This is a genomic window from Halorubrum sp. FL23 (assembly GCF_052439115.2).
Lineage (GTDB): Archaea > Halobacteriota > Halobacteria > Halobacteriales > Haloferacaceae > Halorubrum > Halorubrum persicum.
In genome coordinates this window covers 124,546-145,922 of record NZ_JBQVRO020000009.1, presented here as the reverse complement: position 1 = coordinate 145,922, position 21,377 = coordinate 124,546, and the positions used below count along the sequence as shown (strand labels likewise).

The 21,377-nt window shown below is 69.9% G+C and carries 24 protein-coding genes; 14 read left to right on the top strand and 10 right to left on the bottom strand.

What is annotated here, in order from left to right:
- Positions 1–171: 171 nt before the first annotated feature.
- Positions 172–1,353 (top strand): aspartate kinase, encoded by a 1,182-nt coding sequence (locus ACT4MF_RS12490; RefSeq protein ID WP_444682848.1) that lies wholly within the window; start codon positions 172–174, stop codon positions 1,351–1,353.
- A 125-nt stretch (positions 1,354–1,478) separates the two neighbouring features.
- On the opposite strand, the gene ACT4MF_RS12485 is transcribed toward ACT4MF_RS12490, so the two are convergent.
- Positions 1,479–1,946, bottom strand: coding sequence for a hypothetical protein (locus tag ACT4MF_RS12485; RefSeq protein ID WP_444682847.1), 468 nt, complete (start codon positions 1,944–1,946; stop codon positions 1,479–1,481).
- Between the two features lie 201 nt (positions 1,947–2,147).
- On the opposite strand from ACT4MF_RS12485, the gene ACT4MF_RS12480 reads away from it, so the two are divergent.
- The gene (locus ACT4MF_RS12480; protein WP_444682846.1) at positions 2,148–2,237 is read left to right on the top strand and encodes a hypothetical protein; all 90 of its coding nucleotides are present in this window, start codon (positions 2,148–2,150) and stop codon (positions 2,235–2,237) included.
- Positions 2,237–3,106: a DUF7089 family protein gene (locus tag ACT4MF_RS12475; protein ID WP_444682845.1), complete on the top strand. Its 870-nt coding sequence runs from the start codon at positions 2,237–2,239 to the stop codon at positions 3,104–3,106. Before ACT4MF_RS12480 ends, ACT4MF_RS12475 begins: the two co-directional genes overlap by 1 nt.
- Positions 3,107–3,164: 58 nt before the next feature.
- On the opposite strand, the gene ACT4MF_RS12470 is transcribed toward ACT4MF_RS12475, so the two are convergent.
- Complete coding sequence (locus ACT4MF_RS12470; protein ID WP_444682844.1) at positions 3,165–3,746, bottom strand: DUF7090 family protein; 582 nt, start codon at positions 3,744–3,746, stop codon at positions 3,165–3,167.
- 152 nt (positions 3,747–3,898) lie between these two features.
- Between ACT4MF_RS12470 and ACT4MF_RS12465 the strand changes: the two genes are divergently transcribed.
- Entirely contained in the window at positions 3,899–4,471 is a 573-nt protein-coding gene (locus tag ACT4MF_RS12465; protein WP_099255725.1) for a magnesium transporter, read from the top strand.
- A 121-nt stretch (positions 4,472–4,592) separates the two neighbouring features.
- Positions 4,593–5,108, top strand: a complete 516-nt coding sequence (locus tag ACT4MF_RS12460) for a magnesium transporter (RefSeq protein WP_444682863.1) — start codon at positions 4,593–4,595, stop codon at positions 5,106–5,108.
- A gap of 34 nt (positions 5,109–5,142) precedes the next feature.
- Here the strand turns inward: ACT4MF_RS12460 and ACT4MF_RS12455 are convergent, their stop codons facing one another.
- Positions 5,143–5,586: a DUF2391 domain-containing protein gene (locus ACT4MF_RS12455; protein ID WP_444682843.1), complete on the bottom strand. Its 444-nt coding sequence runs from the start codon at positions 5,584–5,586 to the stop codon at positions 5,143–5,145.
- Between the two features lie 67 nt (positions 5,587–5,653).
- Here ACT4MF_RS12455 and ACT4MF_RS12450 point away from each other — a divergent pair, with 67 nt between their 5' ends.
- Both ACT4MF_RS12450 and ACT4MF_RS12445 read left to right on the top strand, forming a co-directional pair.
- On the top strand, positions 5,654–6,331 hold the full coding sequence (locus ACT4MF_RS12450) for a class I SAM-dependent methyltransferase (protein ID WP_099255727.1): 678 nt from the start codon (positions 5,654–5,656) through the stop codon (positions 6,329–6,331).
- Positions 6,332–6,453: 122 nt separating this feature from the next.
- Positions 6,454–7,341 carry a YkgJ family cysteine cluster protein gene (locus ACT4MF_RS12445; protein WP_444682842.1) on the top strand — a complete coding sequence of 296 codons (888 nt, stop codon included), beginning with the start codon at positions 6,454–6,456 and terminating at the stop codon, positions 7,339–7,341.
- A gap of 42 nt (positions 7,342–7,383) precedes the next feature.
- Here ACT4MF_RS12445 and ACT4MF_RS12440 read toward each other — a convergent pair whose 3' ends face one another.
- The 3 genes from ACT4MF_RS12440 to serB form a co-directional block, all read right to left on the bottom strand.
- Positions 7,384–8,451, bottom strand: coding sequence for a Brp/Blh family beta-carotene 15,15'-dioxygenase (locus tag ACT4MF_RS12440; protein WP_444682841.1), 1,068 nt, complete (start codon positions 8,449–8,451; stop codon positions 7,384–7,386).
- A complete protein-coding gene (locus ACT4MF_RS12435; protein WP_444682840.1) occupies positions 8,444–9,262 on the bottom strand; it encodes a lycopene cyclase domain-containing protein in 819 nt (272 codons plus the stop codon). Before ACT4MF_RS12435 ends, ACT4MF_RS12440 begins: the two co-directional genes overlap by 8 nt.
- A 187-nt stretch (positions 9,263–9,449) precedes the next feature.
- Positions 9,450–10,094 (bottom strand): phosphoserine phosphatase SerB, encoded by a 645-nt coding sequence (serB, locus tag ACT4MF_RS12430; RefSeq protein ID WP_444682839.1) that lies wholly within the window; start codon positions 10,092–10,094, stop codon positions 9,450–9,452.
- Between the two features lie 98 nt (positions 10,095–10,192).
- Between serB and ACT4MF_RS12425 the strand changes: the two genes are divergently transcribed.
- The 3 genes from ACT4MF_RS12425 (at position 10,193) to ACT4MF_RS12415 (ending at position 11,292) form a co-directional block, all read left to right on the top strand.
- Positions 10,193–10,396 carry a DUF7554 family protein gene (locus ACT4MF_RS12425; protein ID WP_444682838.1) on the top strand — a complete coding sequence of 68 codons (204 nt, stop codon included), beginning with the start codon at positions 10,193–10,195 and terminating at the stop codon, positions 10,394–10,396.
- 3 nt (positions 10,397–10,399) lie between these two features.
- The gene (locus ACT4MF_RS12420; protein ID WP_444682837.1) at positions 10,400–10,987 is read left to right on the top strand and encodes a 2'-5' RNA ligase family protein; all 588 of its coding nucleotides are present in this window, start codon (positions 10,400–10,402) and stop codon (positions 10,985–10,987) included.
- Positions 10,988–11,100: 113 nt separating this feature from the next.
- Positions 11,101–11,292: a hypothetical protein gene (locus ACT4MF_RS12415; RefSeq protein ID WP_444682836.1), complete on the top strand. Its 192-nt coding sequence runs from the start codon at positions 11,101–11,103 to the stop codon at positions 11,290–11,292.
- A 190-nt stretch (positions 11,293–11,482) separates the two neighbouring features.
- On the opposite strand, the gene ACT4MF_RS12410 is transcribed toward ACT4MF_RS12415, so the two are convergent.
- The 3 genes from ACT4MF_RS12410 to ACT4MF_RS12400 all read right to left on the bottom strand — a co-directional run bounded on the left by ACT4MF_RS12410 (position 11,483) and on the right by ACT4MF_RS12400 (position 13,934).
- Positions 11,483–11,695 carry a hypothetical protein gene (locus ACT4MF_RS12410; RefSeq protein WP_180271830.1) on the bottom strand — a complete coding sequence of 71 codons (213 nt, stop codon included), beginning with the start codon at positions 11,693–11,695 and terminating at the stop codon, positions 11,483–11,485.
- A gap of 5 nt (positions 11,696–11,700) precedes the next feature.
- Positions 11,701–13,095 (bottom strand): cytochrome P450, encoded by a 1,395-nt coding sequence (locus ACT4MF_RS12405; protein ID WP_444682835.1) that lies wholly within the window; start codon positions 13,093–13,095, stop codon positions 11,701–11,703.
- A 170-nt stretch (positions 13,096–13,265) separates the two neighbouring features.
- Positions 13,266–13,934, bottom strand: a complete 669-nt coding sequence (locus ACT4MF_RS12400; protein WP_099255296.1) for a helix-turn-helix domain-containing protein — start codon at positions 13,932–13,934, stop codon at positions 13,266–13,268.
- 85 nt (positions 13,935–14,019) lie between these two features.
- Between ACT4MF_RS12400 and ACT4MF_RS12395 the strand changes: the two genes are divergently transcribed.
- A complete protein-coding gene (locus tag ACT4MF_RS12395; protein ID WP_444682834.1) occupies positions 14,020–15,675 on the top strand; it encodes an NADH-quinone oxidoreductase subunit D in 1,656 nt (551 codons plus the stop codon).
- A 42-nt stretch (positions 15,676–15,717) separates the two neighbouring features.
- Here the strand turns inward: ACT4MF_RS12395 and ACT4MF_RS12390 are convergent, their stop codons facing one another.
- Positions 15,718–17,346 carry a methyl-accepting chemotaxis protein gene (locus ACT4MF_RS12390; protein ID WP_444682833.1) on the bottom strand — a complete coding sequence of 543 codons (1,629 nt, stop codon included), beginning with the start codon at positions 17,344–17,346 and terminating at the stop codon, positions 15,718–15,720.
- 208 nt (positions 17,347–17,554) lie between these two features.
- Between ACT4MF_RS12390 and ACT4MF_RS12385 the strand changes: the two genes are divergently transcribed.
- The 3 genes from ACT4MF_RS12385 to ACT4MF_RS12375 all read left to right on the top strand — a co-directional run bounded on the left by ACT4MF_RS12385 (position 17,555) and on the right by ACT4MF_RS12375 (position 21,367).
- Complete coding sequence (locus tag ACT4MF_RS12385) at positions 17,555–19,345, top strand: excinuclease ABC subunit C (RefSeq protein WP_444682832.1); 1,791 nt, start codon at positions 17,555–17,557, stop codon at positions 19,343–19,345.
- Between the two features lie 25 nt (positions 19,346–19,370).
- Entirely contained in the window at positions 19,371–19,961 is a 591-nt protein-coding gene (thpR, locus tag ACT4MF_RS12380) for an RNA 2',3'-cyclic phosphodiesterase (RefSeq protein ID WP_444682831.1), read from the top strand.
- 92 nt (positions 19,962–20,053) lie between these two features.
- A complete protein-coding gene (locus ACT4MF_RS12375; RefSeq protein WP_444682830.1) occupies positions 20,054–21,367 on the top strand; it encodes a HEAT repeat domain-containing protein in 1,314 nt (437 codons plus the stop codon).
- The last annotated feature ends 10 nt before the right edge of the window (positions 21,368–21,377 follow it).

The following is a 21,377-nucleotide window of genomic DNA, read 5'->3' as shown; positions in this document are numbered from 1 at the left end:
TCCTCCGCTACGGGCGCCCATGTCTATCGATCACACTCTCAGTGGAGTGTCTCGGTCGCGTTCTCTCACGGGGCAGTCACACCAGACCACTCGGTCGATTCGATCGACTCGGTCAATTCGGTCGGCTGAACCGGCCGGTAGCGAGCGATCGGCCGATAGCGAGGTGGCCGTATGCGCGTAGTCGCCAAATTCGGCGGAACGAGCCTCGGAAGCGGCGACCGGATCGAGCGCGCGGCGGACTCGGTCGCGAACGCCGTTGCGGCGGGCCACGAGATCGCGGTCGTCGCGAGCGCGATGGGGTCGACGACCGACGACCTCCTCGACGACATCACCTTCGAGACGGACGACGCAGACCGCGCCGAGATCGTCTCGATGGGCGAGCGCACCAGCGTCCGCATGCTGAAGGCCGCGCTCTCTGTTCGCGACGTCGACGCCGTCTTCCTCGAACCCGGCCATCCGGACTGGCCCGTCATCACGAACGAGCTCGGCGAGGTCGACGTCGAGGAAACGAAGAAGCGCGCCCGGGAGATCGCCGCGGAGATGGACGGCGTCGTCCCCATCATCACCGGTTTCCTGGCGGAGGACCACGAGGGGAACGTCACCACGCTCGGGCGCGGCGGGTCCGACACCACCGCGGTCATGCTCGGCAACTACATGGACGCCGACGAGGTCGTGATCGTCACCGACGTGGAGGGGGTCATGACCGGCGACCCGCGCGTGGTCGAAGGGGCGCGCAACGTCGGGCGGATCACCGTCGACGAGCTCCGGAACCTCTCGTTCCGCGGCGCCGAGGTCGTCGCCCCGTCGGCACTCTCGTACAAGGACGAGGAGCTCGCCGTGAGGGTTGTCCACTACCAGCACGGTGATCTGCTCAGGGGCGGGACCCGGATCGAAGGCGAGTTCGAGAGCCTGATCGACATGCGCGAGGAGCCGCTCGCGTGTCTCACCATCGCCGGCCGCGCGATCCGGAACCGCTCGGGGATCCTCTCGCAGCTCGCGAACGCGCTCCGCGAGGAGGCGATCAACATCGACGCGGTCGCGTCCGGGATGGACTCGGTCACCTTCTACGTCGACGTCGACGTGGCCGAGACGGCGGAGGCGCTGCTCCACGAGACGGTCGTCGACGACGAGACGCTCTCTTCGGTGACCGTCGCCGACCCGATCGCGGTCATCCGCGTGACCGGCGGCGAACTCCCCAACCAGTCCGGCGTCATACAGGAGATAATCGCTCCCCTCGCCGAAGACGGGATCAACATCATCGACCTGATCACGAGCGCGACCTCGGTCGCGGTGTTCGTCGACTGGGACGACCGCGAGGACGCACTCGAAATCGTTCAGGGTCGGTTCGACTGACGGGGACCGATTCGGCTGACGGAGAGCTGATTCGGCTGACGGAGAGCTGATTCGGCTGCCGGGGACCGATTCGGCTGACGGCGAGTCGGATCGACTATCTGGTTCTTTGCATCGCCTCGCTGTGCTTATCGATCCAAATCGGCCGAATCGATCACGTATCGGGTCGTCAGCCGCCCCTCAAACCGCGGCCCCGGTCCGGCGGACTCGAACCCGGCCTCCTCGAGAATCTCTCCGGTTCGTTCGTCGTCGGGGACGACGGCTTCGACTCCCATCTCTTCCCGTCGAGCGAACCGACGCGGCTCCTCGAACAGCCGCCGAATCGCCTCCTCGTCGCCGTCGAAGTCGGTCACGTGTACGGTCTCGCCCCGCGCGTCGAACGCGACGAATCCGGTGACGGTCGAATCCTCGGTGTCATCGGCCACCTCTTCCCTCTCTGTGCCCCTCTCATCGCCACTGTCACCGCTCTCTCCGTTCCCCACTATGGCGACCCGAACCGATCGGTCGTGGATCATGTCTTTCACGACCCCTCGCGGCAGATCCGCCGCCGTCGCCAGCGCTTCGGCGTCCGACTCAAGCGCGTCACGGATTCGCATACTACGGTTACCCGGCGTTTAGGTATAAAACCGGTGTCGGTGACGCGGTGTCGATGACGCGGTGTCAGTGACGCACTGTCAGCAACACGGCATCCACTCGGCGCCTCCCACCGCGTCTGGCTCACGGTTTCACCGACCGATCTGGACCAAGATCTCGCCGAAGAATATACATTTAAACGAGCGGCGGACGCAGAGACTCCCATGAGCAAATCCACCCAGATCGTCGTCGGTACGATCGGCGTTTCGGCCGCCCTTTCGGTCCTCATCATCCTCTCGTACGTCTTGGCTTGATGTTCTCGACGCGTCCGCTCGACGACGACCTCGACGCGGTTCGCGGGAGTCACGCCCCGGGATCCCCGGTGCTCGACGTCGGCGCGGACTTCGAGACGCTCCCCCCGGCCTCGGCGGAGGACCTCGGGCTGTTCGTCGACGGGCTCTCGCCCGCGTCGTTTCCGGTCGACTGGCTCCCGAACGAGACGCCCGACCTGCTCCGCAAGTACGCCGGCCCGACGTTCACGGTCGGGCTCCCGGGAGACGGAACCGTCGTTCGAACGACCCAAACCGACCCGCCGGCCGTGCTCGTCAAGCACCGAGCCGAGGGGACGCCGGACGACTTCCTCGCGTTCCTGATCGCCGACCGGCTGGTCCAGATCGGCGTCGAGCCGGTACCGGGATCGCTGCCCGAGGCGGTGCCGGACGCTACTCTTCCCGAGAGCTTCCTCCCGTTCTTCGGCGAGCGCTACTCCGACCTCGACGCCGCGATCCGACGCCCGGACCCGGATACGGGCGCTTCGACGACCGGGTTGGGCCCGAGCGACGTCTTTCAGATCGCGACCGCGCTGTTCGACGCGTGGGTCGGGCTGTACACCCGCGACACCTTCGCGTCGTGGGAGGGGACCCACCCACGGCTGTTCGGTGCGTGGATCGACGCCGGCGACAGCCTCGAAGGGCGCCTCGGCGAGCTCGCGGGCGAGGTCGCTCGGGGGGAGACGGAGTTCGCGAGCGCGACCGAGTACGCCTGTTCGGCGGTCCGCCACGGCCTCGATCTGCCCGCGCCGTTCGCGGCGCTCGACACCGCGGCGTACCGGGACCGCGGCGCCCCCTACGCGGTGGCGTGGGCGGAGAAGACGGTGGCGTCGATGGTCGAGGCCGCGGAGTAGCGGAGGCGACCGACCGTCTCGACGAAACGATCTGTTCCGTTTAAACCCCCCCTCGGCGTCAGTTCACGTCGACGGTCACGTTCCCCTCGCTGTCGAGTTCGATGACCCCCTCGAACAGCTCCCGGAACCGGTCCAGCGTCGCGACCTCGTGGACCTCCTCCGAGAGGTGGAAGATGCCGACCGCGTCGTGTTGATCGAGGAGATCGAGGATGTCCGCGGCGGCCTCGTACACCGCGTCGTCGTCGGCGTAGTACGCCATTTCGGTAAGCGAGTCCACGGAGACGCGACGCTTCCCCTCGTGCTCGGTGAGGAACCGCTCTACCCGGTCGACGACGCCGTCGAGGTCGTCCGGCGCGGAGACGTAGTACACGTCGTCGGAGGTGCGCCGGGAGTACCCGCGCTCGACGGAGAGCGTGTCGAGGATGGTCGCTTTCGTCTCGTCGACGTCGTAGTACTCCAACTTCTGCTCGACTTCGCGCGCGGTCGTCCGCGTGGAGACGACGAGGAAGGCGTCCGTGTCAGTTTTCAGAAAATCGGTGTCGATCCGGTCCGTCTCGCCGATGCTCGGGTGAACGAGCAGAAGCCCGGTTCCACCGGGGATCGTTTCCGGCCCGTTCTCGATGGCGAGCGAGTAGTCCATGGGATCTGAAACCCCCCCGACCGACTTAACGATGCGGGCCACGATGGTCGGTGTCCCCGACGACGCTCCTCGTCGCTCGCTTTCCCGTCCACCCGTTCCCGTCCACCCGTTCCCGTCCGGTTTTTTCACCGTCGGCGTCGTGGACACTCTCGATGCCCGGTCACGACACCGCCCGCGACGTCTACCGGCAGGCGCTCCCGGTGATCCTCGTCAGCCTCGTCGCGGGGCTGTTCTCCGGGACGATCCTCGGATCGGAGACGATGCGGGCCGGCATCTCGGAGGTCCCCGGGCTCCTCCTGTTGCTCCCGGCGTTCCTCGCCACCCGTGGCGGGGTCTACGGCTCGCTCGGTGCGCGGCTCTCGACCGGGCTCCACCAGGGGCTCATCGAGCCGCGCTTCCGGCTGGACCGCCGGCTCACCAACGCGATCATCGCCTCGTTCATCAACGGGATGACCGTCTCCGTGTTCATCGCGGTGATCACGTTCCTCTGGCTGCGGCTCTTCGGGAACGCCGGGAACCTCCTCGAACTGGTCGGGATCATGGTCGTCGCCGGATTCCTCTCCGCGGTGCTCATGATCTCGGCGCTCATCGCCGTCATCTTCGTCGGCTACCGGCGCGGGCTCGACCCCGACAACGTGATCGGCCCGGTGGTCACCACCCTCGGCGACGTGTTCGGGATCTTCTTCCTCCTCGTCGGGATCTACGTCGTGGGGGCCGTCGTATGAGCGTCGCGGGTGGCTATCGTCTGAACGCCGTGGAGGTGGCACCGTGAGTTCGGACGACACCGGTGCGGGCTCCGACCGCACGTACGCCGACGAGTGGTCGATCCGCCGGATCGTCAGGACGATGATCCCGCTGCTGGCGGCGCTGTCGGTGCTCCAGCTCGTCTCGGGCACGATCCTCGAAACGTACGAGGAGACGCTCGTACGGAACCCCGCGCTCCTCGTGTTGGTCCCGGTCCAGATCGGGACCGCGGGCAACCTCGCGTCGATCACCTGCTCGCGGCTCACCACCCAACTCTACCTCGGGACGTACGAGCTCCACCCGTCGAACCCGGACCTCCGCGCCAACGTCGGCGCCGTGTTCGCGCTCGCGGGCACCGTCTTCGGTGTGGTCGGCGTCGCCGCGTGGGGGATCGGCGTCGCGCTCGGCGGGACCCTCGGCCTCGGGCGCGTGCTGCTGGTCTCGCTCGTCTCGGGGATGCTCCTCGCCGTTCTCGTCGTCGTCGCGAGCGTCGCCGCGGTCGAGATCTCGTACCGCGTCGGCCTCAATCCCGACGACACGACGATCCCCGTCGTCACCAACCTCTGTGACGTCGCCGGCGTGCTCATCCTCTTCGCGGTCGTCTCGCTGGTCGTCTGACCGCCGAGTGCATCAAAGCCGGCCTCGCCCCGCCTCAGAACACGCTGTCGGCGGTCGCGGCGCCGACTACGCTGAACACCGCTCCGACCGTGATCGCCTTCAGCGTCGTCGCCCAGAGCTCGACGCCGACCACGCCCTGATCGACGAGGAAGGTCGCGGGCGCGTCGAACAGCAGCGCGAGGACTCCGACGGAGCCGAACGCGACGATCATCAGCGAGACGAACCGAACGGGGATCCCGGCGACTTCCCGCTCGTCGTCCGGGTCGCGGTCGGTGTCGGCCCGATAGAGCGCCGCGTAACCGATCAGCCCGACGACGGCGGCGGTCAGCGCCGCCTGCAGCCAACTCATCCCCGCGGCCAGCTCCCACACCTCCGCGGTGACGACGAACGGCCCCGCGAGCAGAAACCCGCCGACCGCCTGCTGTGCGGAGTCCGCGATCCGGAACTTCGGTCGACGGAGGCTCCGCGGCCGTTTCATACTCCCTCAAGCGGCACCGGGTGATAAAACGGCGACGCTTTTCACATCCCCGCCCGTTCGCCAGCGTATGAGCGTTCGCGAGGAGTTCGACGAGTGGGCGGCGGCGGGGAAAGACCGCGGCATGGAGGACCGACACTGGCACACCGCCAAGCACGTCCTCGCGCGGATGCCCGTCGAGGACGGCGACGCCGTCCTCGATCTGGGGACCGGCTCGGGATACGCGCTCCGGGCACTCCGCGAGCGGGGGATCGGGCGGGCGTACGGCCTCGACGGCGCGCCGGAGATGGCGCGCAACGCACGGAGCTACACCGACGACGACGCGGTCGGCTTCCTCGTCGGCGACTTCGACGCGCTCCCCTTCGCCGACGACTCGCTCGACCACGTCTTCTCGATGGAGGCGTTCTACTACGCGGCCGATCCGCACAACACCCTCCGCGAGATCCGGCGCGTGCTGAAGCCCGGCGGCACCTTCTACTGCGCGGTCAACTACTTCGCGGAGAGCGAGCAGACCCACGCGTGGCAGGACAACATCGCGGTCGACATGACGCTGTGGAGCCGCGGGGAGTACCGCGACGCGTTCCGGGAGGCTGGCCTGCACGTCGCCGAGCAGGACGCGATCCCCGACCGCGAGATCGAGATCCCTGACGCCGCGGCGTTCCCCACCGACGACTGGGACTCCCGCGAGGCGATGGTGGACCGATACCGGACGTGGGGGACGCTTCTGACCGTCGGCGTCGCTCCCTGAATCGCCTGATTCCGATCCGCTCTCCGTTTCGTCTGGTTTCACACCGCTCTCCGTTCCGTCTGATTCCCTCCGCATCCGGCGATCCCTTTTAAGCGTGCGAGCCGTTCGCACACACGATCACGATGGAACTCCGCTGCGAGGGGTGCGCCGGCTGCTGCGTCGACTGGCGACCGCTCGCGCCCGACGCGGCCGGCTCCGATCGGACGGGGAGCCGTCCGCCGCTCGACGACGCCTACGACCTCGTGCCGCTCACCCGCGACGAGATCGCCGGGTTCCTCGACGACGGCCTCGGCGACGCGTTGGTCCCTCGCCTGTTCGAGCCCGCCGAGGGCGACGACGCGGTCCGGATCGACGGCGTCGACGTCGCGGCCGCCGGCGACCGTCCCGTGTTCGCGGTCGGGCTGCGGAAACCCCCCAAACCGGTCGCGCCGATCGGGACCGACGAGCACCGCTGGCTCGACGCCTGCGTCTTCCTCGACCCGACCACGCTCCAGTGTCGGATCCACGGCGGAGAGCGCTACCCGCGGACCTGCGCGACGTACCCCGCCCACAACCTCGAACTCGACGCCGAGACCGAGTGCGAGCGGGTCGAGGGCGCCGGCGGCGGCGACCGCCTCCTCGACGATGCGGTCCCCGACGACACCCCGCCGCTCCCGTTCGGCCCCCGCGCTGCCGGCGCAACCGTCTTCGCGTACCCCGACCCCGGCGCGCTCGACGGCGTGATCGACCGGCTCCGGGCGGACCGGCTCACGGCCGCCGACCGCGCCCGGTTCGTCGGGGCCGCGGTCGGCTCCAGCCCCGGCTCGTTGGCCATCAATCGCGACCGGATGGCGGAGGCTCGAACTCGCGCCCGCGACGCCGACTCGTGGGCGGGCCGAGCGATCCGCGCGTGGACCGAGCAGGCCGCGGGCGACGGCGACCCCGTCGGGCTCGACCCGGGCGACCGCGAGCGGCTCGTCCGCGAGCTCGAGGACGACGCGGGCGCGCCCGGAACGTCGGGGTGGAGCTGACGCCGCACCCCTCTCGCGTCCACCCTGCTTACCCCTCTCCGCTCACGCCGCGCCCGGCCGCCAGACCCCCTGTTGCCGGTCGAGCCACGCGGTGACGACGACGTGCGGGAGCGTCAGCGCCGCGATCCCGACGAGCGACGCCGCGAGCAGATCGCCCGGCGCGGCGACGCCGGCGGGGACCGCCAACCCCACCCCGACGAGCGCGGCGAACCCGCCGAGCGTGAGCGGGGCCGCGTCCCGAGCGAACCGCGCGAGGGACCGCCGACCGTCGCCTCCCTCGAGCGCGGTCACCGCCTCCGGATCGACGAGGACGAGCCGCCCGATGTGCCGGAGCGCGTGCCACAGCGCGAAGTACACCCCGATCGCGAACACCGGGGCCGCGAGCAGGAACCACGCCCACAACACCGCGACCTCGCCGACGTCTCGGAGCCACCCGCGTCGCGAAGCGCCCCCGCGGACCCGGGCGTACCCCAGCCCGACCGACGAGAGCGTCGCCGCGATCACGACGCCGCCGACCGCCAGCCGCGCCGCCGGAACGAGGAGGGGCTCGACCGCGGCGGCCGCCGCGCCCGGTTCGACGAGGAACAGCCCCACGACCCACTCCGCGACGAGCCGGTACTCGTCCGGGTGAGAGAGGAGGGGAACGCCCATCGGGAGCCCCCCGCGGACGACGAGCGCCAGCCAGCGCTCGGCCGACGTGGGGAGGTGTTCGACCCCCGCGACGGCGAGCGCGGCCACGTCCCCCTGCCCCCAGTGGAGCCACGTGAGCGCGACGAACCCGGCGAACGCGGCGACCGGGGCGACGAAGAACGCGGCGACGACCGCCCCGCCGAGGACCGCGTAGGCGACCGAGACGGCCGCGATCGACCGTCGGAGCGACACTCCCGGCGCCGCCCGCAGCGGCACGAGGTGATCGACCGCCCCGTGGGCCATCCCGACCGCGAGCGTCCCGAGCGCGAACGTCGCGACGCCGAGCTCGACCGGAAACAGGGGGGTCACGGCGCCGATCGGCACCAGCGCGGCGAGCGCCGCCGCCGGGTACAGCGCGAAGAGCCGGTCCGCTCGCGACTCGGCTCTCGCCCGGTCGTCGGCGGCGTGGTCCTCAGTCATCGGTCGCGTCCGGATCGGGGGCCGTCGGGTCGCTCGGGGCCGGACCGGTCGGCTTCTCAACCGACGCCGGTGTCACGCTCCGGCGGTCGTTCCAGTCGGCGACCCACTCGAACAGCACGAGGCCGTTGACGGCCATCACGCCGGCCGAAACGAAGAAGGCCATCTCCTCGATCGGGAGGCCGAGAACGGCGACGCCGGTGGTGAACTCCGGCGCGATGCGCCAGGTTCCCATCTCGATCGCGATCCGGTCGACGACCCAGAAGTACGCCGCCGGCAGCAGGGTCGCGGTGAGCCACGTTCGCGGCGTGCGGGCGAGGTACCCCCCGCCGACCGCCCACTGGAGCGCGAGCACCGGGCCGACCCACGCGATCAGGCCGCCGAGGTAGAGGAGCGACGGGTCGCGGAAGCAGAGCCAGAGCCCGACCGGCACCATCGCGACCCCGACCGCGACCCCCGCGATCCGCGGGGCGTAGGCGAAGTCGCCCTCCCGGAACGTCGGGTCGAACCCGAGGCGGTGGAGCGCGAACGCGACGACGAGCGTCTGGATCGCGAAGTAGAGGTACTCGCCGAGCGGGATCGACAGGGCACGGACGACCACCGCGCCGTCGGCGTACGACCACGCGCCCCGCCGGATCATGTACGCGATCCACGGGGTGGTGTACGCGTACGCGATCGCGACGAGGATCGCGATCCCCGCGGCCGCGCGTCGGCGACGCCGCTCGTCGTACCGCGGCGCGAGGTGCCACAGCGCCGCCAGCACCGGGAGACTGAAGACAAGATGGAACTGCAGGTACGTCGGCGTGGGGATCATCGACCCACCCGATCGAAGACGGCCATACCCGGTGGATTCGACTCTGACGGCATGAAGGGACCGGCCAAATTATCGCGACCGGATCCACGGCGACCGATCACAGCGTCGACCAGATCCACGCCGACCGGCTCCCGATCGTCTCGCCCGGCTCCGACACGGCTCGGCCCGGTGCCCAGCTGTCCGTCGCCTACTCTGCGGGGAGCACGTCGTACCCCTCGAACACCTTCCCGAGCCGGAACATCGAGGCGACGACGGCGTCGCACACCGGTCTGACTGCGTCCTTGGGGACGAACCCGATCGCGGCCCCCGCGACCTCCAGCATCGGGAGGTCGTTCGCGCCGTCGCCGACCGCGACCGTCTCGGCCATCGGCACCCCGAGGTCGTCGGCCAGCGCCGCGAGCGCATCGTCTTTCGTCCCCTCGATGAGCGGCCCCTCGGCCGCCCCGGTGAGCTTCCCGCCCTCCATCGGGAGGCGGTTCGCGACGATCGTGTCGGCCTCGACGCCCTGTTTCGCGAGCGCGCGCTCGACCCCCCGCTCGAACCCGCCCGTGAGCACGGCGACGTGGTGCCCCTCGGCCTGCAGCCGCTCGATGAGCGCCCCGGCGCCCGGGCGGAGCGCGACCTCGTCGAACGCGGCGTCGACCAGCTCTTCGTCGAGCCCGCTGAGCAGTTCCGCGCGCTGATAGAGACTCTCTGCGTAGCTGAGTTCGTCGTTCATCGCCCGCTCCGTGATCTCGGCCACCTCGTCGGCGGCGCCCGCGCGCCGCGCGAGGAGGACCGTCATCTCGGAGTCAGAGAGCGTGCCGTCGAAGTCGAACGCGATGAGGCTCATACCCCTCGTTCGGCGCGGAGCCGTTTTTAAGCACGCGATCGCGCAACGATGGCGCGTCCTCGGTGGTCTTTTTCCCGCTCCCGGTCGTCGCCTCCGGTATGGACCGACCAGACGTGGCCCGCGGCGACGTCGATGTCGACGATCTCCTGAAGGTGATCCTCGTGCTCGCGATCGCGTGGCTTCTCTTGGAGATCGTTGACACGGTACTCGATCTGACGTTCGCGCTGTTGGACGCCATCCCGCCGCTCCTCGCGATCGCGATCGTCGTGCTGATCGCCTTACGGCTCACCGATCGGATCTGAGGCGTGTTCAGCCTGAACGTTCCGCTCCCGCCCGCGATCGACCGAATCACGACGGATCTCCAGTCGAAACTCTCGGGGTTCGATCGGGTGCGCGAGCGGCACACGCTCGTCTGCAAGCGGTTCGGCGTCGATGACGTACCCGACCGCGTCGCGAACGCCGACGCCTCGACCGCCGCCTCGGCCGATCCCACCAGCCGCAACCCCTCTCCGCCCAGACCAGACGCCCTCGACGCCCTGCGAGCAGATCTCGCCCCGCTCCTCGCGGGCACCGATCCCTTCCCCGTCGCCGTGACCGGGATCGGCGTCTTCGACGCGCCCGCGTCGGGGTCCGGTCCGGTGATCTATCTGGCCGTCGAGAGCGACGCGCTCGTTCGGATCCACCGCCGCCTCTGCGCCGCCTACGGCGCGGTCGACGGGATCGAGGGCGACGACTTCGACCCCCACGTTACCGTGGCTCGCGGTGGCAATCCGCATTCGGGTGTCGTCGCCGACCTCGTCGCCGCCGAGTTCGAACCGATCCGCTGGCGCGTCCACGCGCTCGACCTGTACGATCCCGAGTTTCGCGAGGTCGCCGCGACTATCGACTTATAAATCGCCGTCTCTGTTGAAACCTTTCGGAAGTGACACATTCTAACTGCCTGTGGTCAGTACAGGGAACTTATCTACCGTGAGATTTACTTAAAACAAGCGCTGAATCCGGATGGATGTCCCTCCAGAAAGCAGTCCTCATCGAGGTGTTTGCGGTACTCCTGACCGTACACCGAGGGATTGCGATGCTCTCCCCTGATATGTATGCCTCACCTGGTTCACTCCATCTCGGACTCCTCATCGGTCTTGTTGGTCTGATATACGGTCTTGCTGGAGAGGCGATCGAGAATGCGCCCCAAGGCGAGTGATCCGCATCGCTCAGCGACCGGCTGTTTCAGACAACACTGCGTCTGAAGAATAGGGGTTCAACAGAGCCAACTGCATGTTAATCGATCGGCGGTGAACACGTCCAAAGCCCCAGTCGTGAGGCGTACTCACGCTCGCTGTGCTCCTCACTCGCTCGCTTTCGCTCCCTCGTTGCGGTGTCGCCGTCGGCGGTCACTCTCGCTTACCGTTCCCGTTATCGCCGCCGCTCCCCTCCGCCTCGTCGGGTCCCTCGATCGCGTGGTGGGGGCCAACCGGCCCGTGCGTCGGGCAGACGCCGGCGATGGGGGTCGCGTTGAGACAGCAGGCGCGCTGTCGGCTCGCGATGGCGCCGCGCGAGAGGGGCTCGCCGCAGCGCCGGCAGTACGAGTCGGCGTCGCCCGCCATCCCGGTCAGCGCTCGCGGATTCGCATCGGCACCGGGTGGTCGGGGTGCATCGTCAGCGAGCCGCGCAGCGCGAGGTCGGGACCCTCGTACGCCAGGTCGTACTGCGAGCAGACCTCGGCCAGGATGAGTTTGGCCTCCAGCAGGGAGAACGCCTTCCCGATGCAGTGGCGCGGGCCGCCCCCGAACGGGAAGTAGGCGAAGCGGGGGCGCTGGCTCCGGCGCTTCGGCTTCCACCGGCTCGGATCGAACGCCTCCGGGTCGTCGTACCAGCGCGGCGAGCGGTGGACCACCCACTGCGACAGCATGAGCGCGGAGCCCTCGGGGATCCGATACCCCCCCAGTTTCACGTCGAGCTTCGGCTCGCGGAAGAGGGTGTACACCGGCGGATACAGCCGCATCGCCTCGTTGAGGACGCGCTCGGTGAACGCCATGTCGCGGGCGTCGGCGGCGGTCGGGGGACCGTCGGCGGTCGCCGCCGCGGCCTCGGCCGCCACGCGCTCGCGGGCCTCGGGATGGTTCGAGAGCAGGTAGAACGTGTACGTCAGCGTGAGCGCGGTCGTGTCGTGGCCCGCCAGCAGCATCGTCACCAGCTCGTCGCGGAGGTTCTCGTCGGTCTGCTCGCCCCGGTCGCGGGCGCGCAGCAGGACGGAGAGCAGGTCCATCGGCAGGTCGCCGTCGCCGTCGCCGGCGGGGCCGCGCACCGCGACGCCCTCCGGGCCGGCGGGGTCGACGCCGGGGTCGCGCTCGGTCCCCCGACGCCGGTCGACGATGCCGTCGATCACGGATTCGAGGGTGTCGATCGCGGCGTCGAACTCCCGGTTCTCGCGGGTCGGCACCCAGTCGGGAATCAGGAAGCGGCGCGGATCGGGCTCGAACCGGGCCCCGAGCGGCTCCAGCTTCTCCTGGACCGTCTTCACCTCCTCGTCGGTGATGTCGGCGCCGAACATCGCCGAGACGATGATCTTGACGGTGAGGCGCGCGACCTCCAGCTGGATGTCGACGACGTCGCCGTCGCTCCAGTCCGCGAGCTGGGACTCGGTGTGGTCGACCATCGTCCCGTCGAGCGCCCCGATCCGACGGTTGTGGAACGAGGGGTTCGCCAGCTTCCGCTGGCGCTGCCACGTCTCCCCCTCACTCATGAGGAGGCCGTCCCCGAGCAGGGTGTCCATGGCGTCGTCGCCGAACTGCGGCTTCCGGTAGCGGTCGGCGTCGGCGACGAGGACGCGCTCCACGTCGGCGGGGTTCGTCAGGAGGTAGGTCTCGCGCGGACCGAGGTCGAATCTGATCACGTCGCCGTAGCTGTCGGCGCAGGCGCGCATGAACGAAAACGGGTCGTCGGCGAACTGGCGACCGTTGCCGAAGAGGGGATCACCGATGGGTCCGGGCGGCGTGACGGACATACGAAAAACAGGGTCTCGGTGAGGTTAAACGTTCGGCAGCGGGGAGCGACGCCGCTCGTTCCGGCCGTCTCTCGGCGCCGTTGGACACCCCGATCGAACCGGCACCATCGACACGATCGGCGACTGCGCGAACCGCCAACGGCGACCGGTCGGTTGCCCCCCGATCGCTCTCACGACAGCTCGCGCAGGTCCATGAACGCGCTCATCATGGCCGATTCGGCCTTCCGGAGGTGTTCCGAGGCGGTGCTCGGGGAGGCGTCGATCCGGTCGGCGACGTCCTCGACGGTCGCGGCCCGCGGGGACTCGTAATACCCGCACTCGACGGCGGCCGCGACCGCGTCGAACTGTCGGTCGGTGAGGCCCGGGTCGAAGAGGTCCTGTCGCCAGTCGTACTCGCCGATCCGGAGAACGGTGGTCTCGATCCGCTCCGGGAGCTCCGCGAGCGCGTCGCGCAGCGCTCCGCCGTTCCCGATGATCGTCAGACGAGCGATCCCGTTCGGACGGAAATCGATCGGCGGAACGACGACGACGCCCGTCCGCTGGAGCGGGCCGAACATCGCCTCGTCGATGTCGTCGCGTCGCTGCGTGAGGAAGACGTAGTATCCCGTCTCGTCGATCTGCGTGACTTCGAACGCTCGGATCCGGTCGACCGCTCGGAGCGCGTCGGTGTACACGTCGATGTCTCCCTCCACGTAGAACAGGAACGTGTCGCGCGGCTCGTTGAGGATCGTTCCGTGGAGAAGTACGTCCCGGTCCACCGCGTCCGACTCGTCGATGAGCCGGTGTATCGGATGGAGCAGGTCCGACGGAAACCGAAGTTCGACTCGGAGGTACTTCACGTCGCCCACTGCCGGCGTCGCGGCTTATAAATACCCGTCTTGATCCGGCAGAAGCGTCGGGTCGTCCGGTCGCGTTCTCCCACGTATGTCGACCGACGCGCGGATCGAACAGGCGGGTGCCGACGCGGAGGCGGACCCGTTTTCTTCGATCGCAGAGCTGATCACGGCACGCGAGACCCATCTCAACGCTCCCGCAGCCCGGATTCGCCCGGACACGGTCCAAGAGGCGCTCTCGACGCTGAAACGGGAGGCCGGATACGATCACCTCGCCTGTGTCACCGCTCAGGAGTACGAGAACCGCTACGAGTCGATCTACCACCTGCGCTCCTTCGACGATCCGACCCGCGAGGTCAGCGTCGTCGTTCCCGCCGACAAGAACAGCCCGGTCTCGGAGTCGGCCGAGCCGGTGTTCCGCACGGCGGACTGGCACGAGCGGGAGGCGTACGACCTGATCGGCATCGAGTACGACGATCATCCCGACCTGCGCCGGATCCTGCTGCCCGAGACGTGGCAGGGCCACCCGCTCTCGATGGACTACGAGAAGGACGGACCGCAGATCGTCACGCTCTCCGAAAACGAGCCCATCGAACCGGGCTCGTCCGCGGAGACCGGGAGCGACACGATGCTGCTCAACATCGGGCCGCACCACCCGGCGACCCACGGCGTGCTCCACCTACAGGTCACGCTCGACGGCGAGGACGTGGTCGGCGTCGAGCCCGACATCGGCTACATCCACCGGTGCGAGGAGCAGATGGCTCAGTCGGGGACGTATCGGCACCAGATCATGCCGTATCCCGACCGCTGGGACTGGGGCGGCGCCGGTCTGCTCAACGAGTGGGCGTACGCCCGCGCGGCCGAGGACCTCGCCGACATCGAGATACCCGAGTACGCGCAGGTGATCCGCACCATGTCCGCGGAGTTCAGCCGGATCCTCGCGCACATGCTGGCGCTGGGGGCGTACGCGCTCGACGTGATCGGCGACTTCACGGCGACGTTCATGTACGCCATCAACGAGCGCGAGCGCGTCCAAGACATCGTAGAGGAGCTGACGGGGCAGCGGCTGATGTTCAACTACTTCCGCCTCGGCGGGGTCGTCTGGGACCTCCCCGAGCCCCGCGAGGAGTTCTTCGCGACGATCCGCGAGTACCTCGACGGGCTCCCCCGGCGGCTCGATGAGTACCACGACCTCCTGACTCGGAACGAGATCCTCCAGATGCGGACCGTCGACACGGGCGTCTTGCCGCCGGACGTCGCGAAGGAGTACGGCACGACCGGGCCGGTCCTCCGCGGGTCGGGCGTCGACTACGACCTGCGTCGCGACGACCCGTACGGCTACTACGACGAGCTCGACTGGGACGTGATCACCGAGGACGGCTGCGACAACTTCAGCCGCCTGCTCGTCAGGATGCAGGAGGTCGAGGAGTCCGCGAAGATCATCGAGCAGTGCGTCGACCTGCTCGAGGACTGGCCCGAGGACGAGCGGAACATCCAGGCGAACGTGCCGCGCACGCTGCGCCCGGACGACGACACGGAGATCTACCGCGCCGTCGAGGCCGCCAAGGGCGAGCTCGGCATCTACATCCGCGCGGACGGCACCGACAAACCCGCCCGCTTCAAGATCCGCGGGCCCTCCTTCTCGAACCTCCAGGCGCTCCCCGAGATGGCCACCGGCGAGGCGATACCGGACCTGATCGCCTCGCTGGGGAGCCTCGACACGATCATGGGCGAAGTCGATCGGTGAGCCGATCGGGAGAACGGGGACGCGACGGGAGCCCGAGCCGGACTACCGCCCGTTCCGATTCGCGTCGAGCCGCTCGACGCGGGTGATCAGCTCGTCGACGGCGACCTCCTGGTCGTCGGTGGCGTCGACGATGCGGTCGGTCGCCGCCTCGGTGCGGTCGGAGCGCTCCCGGACCGCCTCCAGCGACGAGGTGAGCTCCTCCACGGTGGCGGCCTGATCGTCCGTGGTCCGAGCGACCTCGGCGACGCCGGCAGCGGCCTCGTCGACCGCGTCGGCGATCTCCTCGAGGGAGTCGAGCACCGTCTCGATCTCGGTGCCCGCGTCCTCGATCCGGTCGTGCGACCGCTCGACGGCGGTGCTCGTCTCGTCGGACTGGGCCTGCAGCTCCGCGAGGCTCTCCGTGATCTCCTCGGTGTAGCCGCGGGTCTCGTCGGCGAGCTTCTTCACCTCCTCGGCGACGACCGCGAAGCCGTCGCCGCCCTCGCCGGCGCGGGCGGCCTCGATGTTGGCGTTGAGCGCGAGCAGGTTCGTCTGCTCGGCCACGTCGGAGATGACCTCGATGACCTCCTCGATGTCGTCCATCCGCTCCGAGAGCGCGCCGACGCTCTCGACGAGCTCGTCGCCGATATCGACCACGTCCTCGGTCGCCTCGCGGGCGTCCTCGCTGGCGTCGAGCCCCTCGTCGGCGGCCTCGCTGGCCGCGACCGCGGCGGAGTCGACCTGGTCGGCCGTCGCGGCGACCTCCTCCATCCCGGCCGAGAAGGACTGCATCTCGGAGACGCTCTCCTCTAACAGCTCGTTCTGCTCGTCGACGTTCTCGGCGATGTCCGCGGCCGCGGTGCTGGCCTTCTGGACGGTCTGGTCGATCTGGCGCGCCTGCTCGTGGACGCTCTCGGAGAGGCTCTGGAGGTTCTCCGCCATCTGGTTGACGACCTCGATGACGCTCAACAGCTCCTCGTCGAGGATCTCGCACTCCTCGTGACGGTCGGCCCGCGCCTCGAGGTTCCCCTCGCCGATCGTCTCGGCCGTCTCCCGGACCTCGGTGACCAGCGTCTCGGTCGCGTTACGCTGGTTGATGTTCTCCGTCCGGTCGATGACGACCTCGGTGACGCCGAGGAGCTCGTCGCCGTCGTACAGCGGTGTCGCCGTGAACTCGATATGCTTCTCGTCGCCGTGGCGGTCGACCATCGTACTGGTGTCGCGGTAGCGCGTCTGCGCCGAGTCACAGCGCTCGACGCCGTACACCTCGTCGGCGGTCTCCGGGGCGTCGAGCACCTTGTCGGCGAGCGTGTCAGCCCGCCGCCCGTCGGGATAGAACAGCTCGGAGACGTGGCCGTGACCGATCGCGTCCTCGCGGTCGTTTCCGGTGAGCGACGCGATGGACTCGTTCCACTCGGCGACGTTCCCCTCGCCGTCGAGGATGAACGTCGGTACGCCGGTGGAGTTGAACATCTGCTCGAACCCGGCGGCCGCGAGCGTCTCCGCCCGGTTGACGCCGTCCTCCTCGGTGATGTTGTACGCCGACCGCTCGTTCCCACCGGAGTCGGGGCGATCGCCGCCCGACGGTCCCTCGTCGGCGGACCCGTCCACGACGACCCCGCCGTCCGGGACCGACCGCGGGTCCCGATCCCGACCGAACGCTCGTCGGAGCAGCCCTCGAAGTCCTATCATCGTTATGTGCCGCTCCCCAAAGCACCCGCATAAACGGTTCCCCCCGTTACTCACATTTGATAACGGTCCGGTCTGCGAGCCGACAGGATCGATCTCGAGTCCCGAACGCACGCTGTTCGCGGTCGGCTCCGTGGCGCTCGCGGTCTGCTCCCGCCGAAACCGACCCCGCCCGTAGCGTTCAAACGCGCTCGGCGGCTACGACGATCCGATGGACGCCGACGCCGTGCGCGAGCGTGCCGCGGACCTCCCGACCGAGCCCGGCGTGTACCAGTTCCGGGCCGGGGAGACGACGCTGTACGTCGGGAAGGCGGTCGACCTCCGCGCTCGCGTCAGGTCGTACGCCGACCCGCGGTCGGGCCGCATCCGGGGCATGGTCGGGCGCGCCGACCGGATCGAGTTCGCGGTCACCGACACCGAGACGCAGGCGCTCCTGCTGGAGGCGAACCTCATCAAGCGTCTTCGACCGCGGTACAACGTCCGGCTGAAAGACGACAAATCCTACCCGCTGGTCGCGATCACGGACCACCAGATCCCGCGGATCGAGGTGACCCGCGACCCCGAGGAGGGCGCGGTCGCGTACGGCCCCTTCACGAACAAGCGGCGCGTGGACGCGGTCGTGAAGGCGATCCGCGACGAGTACCGCCTCCGCGGCTGTTCCGACCACAAGTACGCGACCCGCGACCGCCCCTGCCTCGACTACGAGATGGGGATCTGCTCCGCGCCCTGCACCGGCGAGATCGACCCCGAGAGCTACGCCGAGGACGTTGCGGCCGCCCGCCGGTTCTTCGAGGGGGAGACGGGGGTCCTCGCCGACCCGCTCCGCCGGCGGATGGAGGCCGCCGCCGAGAACGCCGAGTTCGAACGCGCCGCGAACCTCCGGGACAGGCTCGAAGCGGTCGAGGCGTTCCACGGCGAGGGCGGTGAGGCCGTCAGCGACCACACCGACGACCGCACCGTCGACGTGCTCGCGGCCGCCGTCGAGGGGGACACCGCCCGCGTCGCGCGGCTGCACAGCGAGCGCGGCCAGCTGGTCGACCGGAGCCGCCACCAGCTGGACGCGGCGGCGATGGGTGACGACGCGGCGGCGGACGGCGAGCCGGGCGAAAGCGACCCCGCCGACTCCGACGCCAACACGCCCGCCGCGGTGTTGTCCGCGTTCCTCGCGCAGTACTACGCCGAGCGGGAGTTCCCCGACGCGGTCCTCCTCGCCGAGCGCCCGGCCGACCCGGACGTGATCGACTGGTTGGCGGCCGAAGGGGTCTCGGTCCGCGTCCCCGGCGCGGGCCGGGAGGCGAAGCTCGTCGAACTCGCGCTGAAAAACGCCCGCAAGCGCGGCGGCCGCGAGGACCCGGTCGGGGCGCTCGGCGAGCGGCTCGGCATCGACCGCCCCGCCCGGATCGAGGGGTTCGACGTGAGCCACGCGCAGGGGACCGCGGTGGTCGGCTCCGACGTGTGCTTCGTCGACGGGAGCGCCGAGACGAGCGACTACCGCCGGAAGAAGCTCACCGACCGCAACGACGACTACGCGAACATGCGCGAGCTGGTCCGGTGGCGCGCCGAGCGCGCGGTCGCCGGCGACGACGACCGCCCCGACCCGGACCTCCTCCTGATCGACGGGGGCGAGGGCCAGCTCGGCGCCGCCCGCGACGCGCTCGCGGAGACCGGCTGGGAGGTGCCCGTCGTCGCGCTCGCGAAGGCCGAGGAGCTCGTCGTCACGCCGACCGGCACCCGCCGCTGGCCCGACGACGCCCCCGAACTGCACCTGCTCCAGCGGGTGCGCGACGAGGCGCACCGCTTCGCGGTCTCCTACCACCAGACCGTCCGCGACGAGGTCAAGACGGTCCTCGACGACGTGCCCGGCGTCGGCCCGCAGACCCGGCGTCGGCTCCTGCGCCGGTTCGGCTCCGTCGAGAGCGTCCGCGAGGCCTCCCTCGACGACCTCGTCGACGTCGACGGCGTCGGCGACGCGACCGCGGAGACCCTGCGGGAACGCTTATGAACGAACGCGACCGATCCGTCCCCTAATGCGCGCGTTCTTCGCCGTCGACCTCCCGACCGATATCGCGCCCCGCGTCGCGGAGGCGCAGGCCGCCTTCGAGGACGCCGACGGCCTGCGGTTCGTCGACCCCGAACAGGCGCACGTGACGCTGAAGTTCTTGGGCGAGATCGACGACGGCGACGAGAGCACCGACGACGGCGACGACACCACACCCGCACTCGACGACGTGCTCGTCGCCGGCGAGCGGGCGGTCGAGACCGCCGACGTCGGCCCCTTCGAGTGCGCGGTCGAGGGGTTCGGCGTCTTCCCGAGCCTCGACTACATCTCCGTCGTCTGGGCGGGGGTCGGCGCGGGGAGCGAGGCGCTGACCGCGCTTCACGAGGCCCTCGAAGCGGAGACGACCGCGATCGGCGTCGACCCCGAATCCCACGCGTTCACGCCGCACGTCACGCTCGCTCGGATGAACGACGCCCGCGGGAAGGCGTCGGTGCAGGAGGCCGTCCGCGAGCGCGACCCCGAGATCGGTCGGTTCGAGGTCGGCGCGGTCCGCCTCGTCTCGTCGACGCTGACAAGCGACGGGCCCGCGTACGAGACCGTCGCCTCGTTCGGGCTGTAGGCGTCGACCGCGGCACCCGCGAGGACCGCAATTCTCCCTTTTGATACTCTTGGGGGCACGTTTAATCGCGGTGATCCGCGACGAGTAGATAGATGGTTGACGATTCGCGATCGGACCGGTCCGGCGGTGACCGCCCGCAGGCGTTCGCGCTCCTCGACGAGAGCAACGACGCGGCGACCCGGCTGGAGGGCGTCGAGGCGCTCGGGACGCCGTCGAGCTCGATGGCGGGCAGCGAGCGCCGGATCGCCGATCGACTCCTGCGGGTCGTGCTCACCGACGACGACGCGACGGTCCGCGCCGAAGCGATCGACGCGCTCTACTTCCACGGAGACCGGTACATCGAGGAACTCGTCTCGCGCGTCGCGGCCGCGGTCCGGCGCCGCGACGGCGGTGACGACCCCGAAGCCGTGTTCGCCCGGTGGCTGACGAGCGGCCACGCGGCGTATCGGATGGTCGGCGCGACCGGGCTGGGCGCGGTGGCCGACGCCGAGATGCGCGGCGCCTCGAACGCGGTGGGCGCCACGGCGGCGGCCTCATCAGACGCGACGGACGCACCGAACGCAACGAACCGACTTCGGAACGCGTTCGACGACGACGACGCCCGCGTCCGAGCGCGGGCGGTTCGGTCGTACGCGACCCTCGGAGGCGAGGCGATCGCGCCGGTCCGGTCGCTGTTGCGGGCACCCAACGCGCTCGTCCGGCACGCCGCTGTCGACGCGCTGGTGTCGATCGGCACGCCCGAGGCGACCGACCTGCTGGAAGTCGCGGCCCGCGACGGTAGCGACCGCCTTCGAAAGACCGTCGTCGAGCGGCTCCACGAACTGGACCGCCCCGAGTCGGCGGGGGTCCTGCTCGACGCGCTCCGGGACCCCTCGCTCGCGGTGCGGCGCGCCGCGGCGGCGTCACTGGCGCGGCTCGTCGCGGAGGGCGACGCCGTGCGAGGGCGCGAGGTCCGCGAGCGGCTCGTGGCCGACCACTCGCCCCGGAGCGACGGGGGCGGCGCGGTCGTCCGGCTGTTCCACGAGGTCGCGTCGGGCGACCGGTCGGACCGCGTCACTGCGGCGACCGAACGACACGCGATGTGGCTCTGCTGTGAACTCATCGACGCCGCCGACGGCGACGCCGACCGGCCCACTGTCTCCCGGCTGCTCGACGCGCTCGCGCACGACGACCCGTACGTCGCCGACATCGCGGCCGCCTACCTGCCGCGGCTCGACGCGCCCGACCTCGAACGGGAGGTCCGCGCGCTCGCCGGCGACCCCGAGAGCGACCCGGACGCACGGGAGCGCGCCCGGTCCGTGCTCCGGCGGCTCAAGCGGCAGACGGCGGCGTCGGCCGCGGACCGGTCGATCGACTACGTCTTCGTGCGACGCCCGGCCGATTACACCGAGAAGCAGGAGGAGTAGGCGGTCGTGC

Bases quoted from the DNA above. Each gene is read 5' to 3' on its own strand.
- ACT4MF_RS12490 (WP_444682848.1), top strand. From the start codon at position 172: ATGCGCGTAGTCGCCAAATTCGGCGGAACGAGCCTCGGAAGCGGCGAC.
- ACT4MF_RS12375 (WP_444682830.1), top strand. From the start codon at position 20,054: ATGGTTGACGATTCGCGATCGGACCGGTCCGGCGGTGACCGCCCGCAG.
- ACT4MF_RS12405 (WP_444682835.1), bottom strand. From the start codon at position 13,095: ATGTCCGTCACGCCGCCCGGACCCATCGGTGATCCCCTCTTCGGCAAC.
- ACT4MF_RS12460 (WP_444682863.1), top strand. From the start codon at position 4,593: ATGATCCCGCTGCTGGCGGCGCTGTCGGTGCTCCAGCTCGTCTCGGGC.
- ACT4MF_RS12475 (WP_444682845.1), top strand. From the start codon at position 2,237: ATGTTCTCGACGCGTCCGCTCGACGACGACCTCGACGCGGTTCGCGGG.
- ACT4MF_RS12435 (WP_444682840.1), bottom strand. From the start codon at position 9,262: ATGATCCCCACGCCGACGTACCTGCAGTTCCATCTTGTCTTCAGTCTC.
- ACT4MF_RS12445 (WP_444682842.1), top strand. From the start codon at position 6,454: ATGGAACTCCGCTGCGAGGGGTGCGCCGGCTGCTGCGTCGACTGGCGA.
- ACT4MF_RS12395 (WP_444682834.1), top strand. From the start codon at position 14,020: ATGTCGACCGACGCGCGGATCGAACAGGCGGGTGCCGACGCGGAGGCG.
- thpR (WP_444682831.1), top strand. From the start codon at position 19,371: ATGCGCGCGTTCTTCGCCGTCGACCTCCCGACCGATATCGCGCCCCGC.
- ACT4MF_RS12450 (WP_099255727.1), top strand. From the start codon at position 5,654: ATGAGCGTTCGCGAGGAGTTCGACGAGTGGGCGGCGGCGGGGAAAGAC.
- ACT4MF_RS12440 (WP_444682841.1), bottom strand. From the start codon at position 8,451: ATGACTGAGGACCACGCCGCCGACGACCGGGCGAGAGCCGAGTCGCGA.
- ACT4MF_RS12480 (WP_444682846.1), top strand. From the start codon at position 2,148: ATGAGCAAATCCACCCAGATCGTCGTCGGTACGATCGGCGTTTCGGCC.
- ACT4MF_RS12470 (WP_444682844.1), bottom strand. From the start codon at position 3,746: ATGGACTACTCGCTCGCCATCGAGAACGGGCCGGAAACGATCCCCGGT.
- ACT4MF_RS12485 (WP_444682847.1), bottom strand. From the start codon at position 1,946: ATGCGAATCCGTGACGCGCTTGAGTCGGACGCCGAAGCGCTGGCGACG.
- ACT4MF_RS12385 (WP_444682832.1), top strand. From the start codon at position 17,555: ATGGACGCCGACGCCGTGCGCGAGCGTGCCGCGGACCTCCCGACCGAG.
- serB (WP_444682839.1), bottom strand. From the start codon at position 10,094: ATGAGCCTCATCGCGTTCGACTTCGACGGCACGCTCTCTGACTCCGAG.
- ACT4MF_RS12415 (WP_444682836.1), top strand. From the start codon at position 11,101: ATGTCCCTCCAGAAAGCAGTCCTCATCGAGGTGTTTGCGGTACTCCTG.
- ACT4MF_RS12465 (WP_099255725.1), top strand. From the start codon at position 3,899: ATGCCCGGTCACGACACCGCCCGCGACGTCTACCGGCAGGCGCTCCCG.
- ACT4MF_RS12455 (WP_444682843.1), bottom strand. From the start codon at position 5,586: ATGAAACGGCCGCGGAGCCTCCGTCGACCGAAGTTCCGGATCGCGGAC.
- ACT4MF_RS12390 (WP_444682833.1), bottom strand. From the start codon at position 17,346: ATGATAGGACTTCGAGGGCTGCTCCGACGAGCGTTCGGTCGGGATCGG.
- ACT4MF_RS12410 (WP_180271830.1), bottom strand. From the start codon at position 11,695: ATGGCGGGCGACGCCGACTCGTACTGCCGGCGCTGCGGCGAGCCCCTC.
- ACT4MF_RS12425 (WP_444682838.1), top strand. From the start codon at position 10,193: ATGGACCGACCAGACGTGGCCCGCGGCGACGTCGATGTCGACGATCTC.